The 5,134-nt window shown below is 72.6% G+C and carries 5 protein-coding genes; all 5 read left to right on the forward strand.

From position 1 onward, the window contains the following. Positions 1-558 (forward strand): aldehyde dehydrogenase family protein (locus G7A99_RS15750; RefSeq protein ID WP_163141847.1); only part of this gene is annotated, 558 nt, incomplete at its 5' end. Between the two features lie 178 nt (positions 559-736). Further along, on the forward strand, positions 737-1,486 hold the full coding sequence (locus G7A99_RS15755; RefSeq protein ID WP_163141850.1) for a glucose 1-dehydrogenase: 750 nt from the start codon (positions 737-739) through the stop codon (positions 1,484-1,486). 225 nt (positions 1,487-1,711) lie between these two features. After that, positions 1,712-3,505 (forward strand): succinate dehydrogenase flavoprotein subunit, encoded by a 1,794-nt coding sequence (gene sdhA / locus G7A99_RS15760; RefSeq protein ID WP_163141853.1) that lies wholly within the window; start codon positions 1,712-1,714, stop codon positions 3,503-3,505. 11 nt (positions 3,506-3,516) lie between these two features. Continuing rightward, positions 3,517-4,104, forward strand: a complete 588-nt coding sequence (locus G7A99_RS15765) for a cysteine dioxygenase family protein (protein WP_163141856.1) — start codon at positions 3,517-3,519, stop codon at positions 4,102-4,104. Between the two features lie 5 nt (positions 4,105-4,109). Then, a partial coding sequence (locus G7A99_RS15770) for a rhodanese-like domain-containing protein (protein ID WP_205599872.1) occupies positions 4,110-5,134 on the forward strand: 1,025 nt, incomplete at its 3' end.

Raw genomic sequence — 5,134 nt, forward strand, 5'->3', positions numbered from 1 at the left:
TTCGACGCCTTCATCGAGCGCCTGACCGCCGCCTTCGGCGAGCTGGTCACCGCCAGCCACGACGCGGACGCGAACTGTGGGCCGCTGGTCAGTCGCGCCCAGCAGCAGCGGGTGCAGCGCATGCTCGCCGACGCGGAGGCGGACGGCGTGCCGGTGATCGCCCGCGGGCGCATCGCCGAAGGCACGCCGGAGCAGGGTTACTACGTCGCGCCGACGCTGCTCGGGCCGGTGCCGCGGGAGCACACCATCGCCCGTGAGGAGGTGTTCGGGCCGGTGCTCTGCGCCATTCCCTTCCGCGACGAGGCGGACGCCGTCGCCCTGGCCAACGGCACCGACTACGGCCTGGTCGCGGGCATCTGGACCCGCGACGGAGCCCGCCAGATGCGCATGGCGCGGCGGGTGCGCGCGGGGCAGGTCTTCGTCAACGGCTACGGCGCCGGCGGCGGCATCGAGTTGCCCTTCGGTGGCATGAAGAAGAGCGGCCACGGGCGCGAGAAGGGCTTCGAGGCGCTGCGCGAGTTCTCGGTGGTCAAGACCGTCGTGCTCAACCATGGCTGATGCGACGGCAATCGGAGCGCGCGGGTGGGAGGGTCCCGCCGGGACCGTCTGCGGCCATGGATGGCCGCAGTCGAGCGTACAGGGAGGTATTCACAGCGTGTCCCGGCGGGATCCTCTCACCCCGCGCGGCCCAAACCCCGGTCACATATGAATGAAGGATAGTGAGGAGGAGAGTCCCATGAGGATGAAGGACAGGATCGCGGTGGTCACGGGCGCGGCGTCGGGCTTCGGCGCGGAGATCGCCCGGGTGTTCGCCCGGGAGGGCGCAAAGGTGGTGGTCGCCGACCTCAACGAGGAGGGCGCGAAGGCCGTCGCCGCCGAGATCGGCGACAGTGCCGTCGGCGTGCGCGCCGACGTCGCCAACCGGGCCGACGTGAAGGCGATGATCGACACCGCCGTCGAGCGTTTCGGCGGCTTCGACACCATCGTCAACAACGCCGGCTTCACCCACGTTAACCAGCCGATGATGGACGTCACCGAGGACGACTTCGACCGCTGCTACTCGGTCAACGTGAAGTCCATCTACCTGGCCGCGCTGGAGGCCGTGCCGCACTTCCGCAAGCGTGGCGGCGGCAACATCATCAACGTCGCCTCCACCGCCGGGGTCCGGCCGCGGCCCGGACTGACCTGGTACAACGGCAGCAAGGGCGCGGCCATCGTCACCAGCAAGTCCATGGCCGTGGAGCTCGGCCCGGAGAACATCCGGGTCAACGCCATCTGCCCCGTGATCGGCGAGACCGGAATGCTGGAGCGCTTCATGGGCGTGCCGGACACCCCGGAGAACCGCAGGAAGTTCCTCGCCACCATCCCCCTCGGGCGCATGTCCCGCCCCGCCGACGTCGCCAACGCCGCGCTCTACCTCGCCAGCGACGAGGCCGAGTTCATCAGCGGCGTGGCGCTGGAGGTGGACGGGGCGCGCTGCGTGTGAGCCTTCGTGGGGGAGGGGCAATGCGTCGGCGGACACGTTGGGGACACGTCCCAGTACGTCCGGCTGCGGTCACCCCTGGCCGCGGTCGGTCCGCCGCCGCACTGCCCCTCCCCCGGTCATCGCGGCCCGGGGTGTGGAAGGGCTCCCGACAGCGGACTGCCCCCGTGCTGCATCGCGCCCGACCGGTGAGCCGGGCCGTCAACGGAATGGAGTGACGACAAGCCGATGTCCGCTGCCGAGCCGATCATCGAGCACAGCCACGACGTGGTGGTCGTCGGCGCCGGAGGCGCCGGCCTACGGGCCACCCTGGGCATGGCCGCCCAGGGGCTCGACACCGCCTGCGTGACCAAGGTCTTCCCGACCCGCAGCCACACCGTGGCCGCCCAGGGCGGCATCGCCGCGGCGCTGGGCAACATGGACGAGGACGACTGGCGCTGGCACGCCTACGACACCATCAAGGGCTCCGACTGGCTGGGCGACCAGGACGCCATCGCCGCCATGTGCGAGGCCGCCCCGGCGGCGATCACCGAGCTCGAGCACTTCGGCGTGCCGTTCTCGCGCACCGGTGACGGCCGCGTCTACCAGCGGCCCCTGGGCGGGCACAGCACGCGTTTCGGCGAGGGCCGCGCCAACCGCGCCTGCGCCGCCGCGGACCGCACCGGCCACGCCATCCTGCACACCCTCTATCAGCAGTCGCTCAAGCATCAGGCGGAGTTCTACATCGAGTTCTTCGCCATCGACCTGATCATGGACGCCGACGGCGCCTGTCGCGGGGTCGTCGCCCTGGAGCTAGCCACCGGACGCATCCACCGCTTCCGCGCGCGTATCACCGTGCTCGCCACCGGGGGGTACGGGCGCGCGTACTTCTCGTGCACCTCCGCGCACACCTGCACCGGCGACGGCGCCGGCATGGCCCTGCGCGCCGGCCTGCCGCTGCAGGACATGGAGTTCGTGCAGTTCCACCCCACCGGCATCTACGGCTCCGGGTGCCTGATCACCGAGGGCGTGCGCGGCGAGGGCGGCTACCTCACGAACTCCGACGGCGAGCGCTTCATGGAGCGCTACGCCCCCAACGCCAGGGACCTCGCCTCCCGCGACGTGGTCAGCCGCGCGATGACCGTGGAGATGCGCGAGGGCCGGGGCGTCGGCGAGCGCGGTGATCACATCCACCTCCACCTCGCCCACCTGGGCCCGGCGGTCATCAACGAGCGCCTGCCGGGTATCGTGGAGACGGCGCGCATCTTCGCCGGGATCGACGTCACCCGCGAACCCATCCCGGTGCTGCCCACCGTCCACTACAACATGGGCGGCATCCCCACCAACCGTCACGGCGAGGTCGTCGCGCCCCGCGGCGGCGACCCGGAGGCCGTGGTGCCCGGGCTCATGGCCATCGGCGAGGCCGCCTGCGTGTCCGTGCACGGTGCCAATCGCCTGGGCTCGAACTCGTTGCTCGACCTCATCGTCTTCGGCCGGGCCGCCGCGCTGCGCGCCGCCGAGGTGCTGCGCGGCGAGGGGCCGGACCGCGGGGCCCTGCCGGCGTCGGCATCGGCGCCGGCGATCGAGCGCCTGGAGCGGCTGCGTACCGCTGCCGGCGAGACCCCTACCGCCCGCCTGCGCGACGGCCTGCAGCGGGACATGCAGGACTACGCGGCGGTGTTCCGCACCGGCGGGACCCTGGAGGAGGGCTGCCGCCGGATCGACGCCCTGGTGGCGGGCTTTGCCGACGTCTCGGTCACCGACCGCGGGCGCATCTGGAACACGGACCTGATCGAGACCCTGGAGCTGGAGAATCTGCTCGGCTGCGCCGCGGCCACCGTGCACGCCGCCCACCACCGCACCGAGAGCCGCGGCGCCCACGCCCGCGAGGACTTCCCTGATCGGAATGACACCGAGTGGATGCGTCACAGCCTCGCCTGGCTGGACGCGAACGGCGCCGTGCGCCTGGGCGAGCGCCCCGTGCGGCTGCAGACCGGCACGCCGGAGTTCGCCAGCGTCGAGCCGGTGGCCCGGGTGTACTGAGGAGCAAGGCAATGGACACGCAGGCGAAACGCGAGGCGCGGGTGAACGAGACCCTGGCACGGGTGCGGGCGCTGCTGCCCGGCGAGGTACGCGAGCGCGAGCCGCTTGGCCGGGCCCTGGACGCCCTCATCGAGCTGGCCCGCGAGCGTGTCCTCTGGGGCGAGGCGGATTTCCCTGCGCCGTCCGCCGACGAGCGCCAGGCGCGCTACCTGCTTAGCGAGGACCCGGACCGCCGCTACGCCCTCTATCTCAACGTCATGTACCCGGGCAAGCGCATCCCGCCCCACGACCACACCACCTGGGCGTGCGTGGCCGCCGTGGAGGGCGTGGAGCACAACACCCTCTACCGCCGTCTCGACGACGGTTCGGTCGAGGGCCGTGCCCGGCTGGCCGTGTGCGAGGAGGTCGAGGTCGCCCCGGGCAAGGGCGTGGCGCTGCTCGCCGACGACATCCACTCGGTCCGGATCCCGCCGGGCGGGGTCATCCGTCACCTCCATCTCTACGGCCGTGCGCTGGAGACGCTCACCGGGCGGACGCGCTTCGATCCGGAGGCCGGTACCTGCGCGCCCATGGACATCGGCGTGCAGACCCGGCGGTGATGCGCATGGACACCCTCAGTCCCCGCGAGCTCAAGGTCCGGCTCGACGCCCGCGAGACGCTGGCGTTGCTGGACGTCCGCGAGCCCGGCGAGTTCGGCCTGCGCCACCCCTTCTGGGCGGTGCCGCTGCCCTACAGCCGCTTCGAGCTCGACCTGCCCCGGCTCGTCCCCGACTCCGGTGTGCCGCTGGTGATCGCCGACGAGGGCGGCACCACGGCCCGGCTTGCGGTGCGCCGGGCGCGGGCGCTCGGCTATCGGCGGGTGTTCGGGCTGGAGGGGGGGCTGCGCGCCTGGCGCCGCGCCGGCTACGGCGAGTTCGCCGGCGTCCACGTTCCGAGCAAGGCCTTCGGCGAGCTGGTGGAGATGCGCCGGCACACGCCAATGATCGACGCCGCGGAGCTTGCGGCCCGTATCGGCGACGGCGAACGCTTCCACCTCTTCGACGCGCGGCCGCCAGCGGAATACCGGCGCATGAGCATCCCCGGGGCGCGCTGCTGTCCCAACGTCGAGCTGCCCGTGCGCCTGGAATCGCTGGTCACGGACCCCGATACCCCCATCGTGATCAACTGCGCCGGGCGTACCCGCGGCATCATCGGCGCGCAGACGCTGATCGAGCTCGGCGTGCCCAACCCGGTCTATGCCCTGCGCAACGGCACCATGGGCTGGGAGCTCGCCGGCCGGACCCGCGCCCACGGGGCGGAGGACATCGTCGCCACGGACGCGCCCGCCACGCCGTCGCCGGGGCTGCGCGCACGCATCCGCGCGCTCGCCGCCGATGCTGGTGTGAGCGCGGTCACCGCCGGCGACGTCACCGCCTGGCGGGCCGCCGGGGAGCCGGTCTACTGCCTGGACGTGCGCCAGCCCGGCGACCCCGCGGCCGCCCCGTTGCCCGGCACGGTACGCGCCCCTGGCGTGGAGCTCATCCAGGCCACCGAGGCCTGGATCGCCGTGCCTACCGCCCGGGTCGTGCTGGCGGACGACGATGGCGTGCGCGCGCCGTTGTGCGCCTACTGGCTGCGCCTGATGGGGCT

The sequence above is a fragment of the Arhodomonas sp. KWT genome, from assembly GCF_010993615.1.

Excerpts from the sequence above, each read along its gene's own strand:
- sdhA (WP_163141853.1), top strand. The coding sequence starts at position 1,712 with ATGTCCGCTGCCGAGCCGATCATCGAGCACAGCCACGACGTGGTGGTC.
- G7A99_RS15765 (WP_163141856.1), top strand. The coding sequence starts at position 3,517 with ATGGACACGCAGGCGAAACGCGAGGCGCGGGTGAACGAGACCCTGGCA.
- G7A99_RS15755 (WP_163141850.1), top strand. The coding sequence starts at position 737 with ATGAGGATGAAGGACAGGATCGCGGTGGTCACGGGCGCGGCGTCGGGC.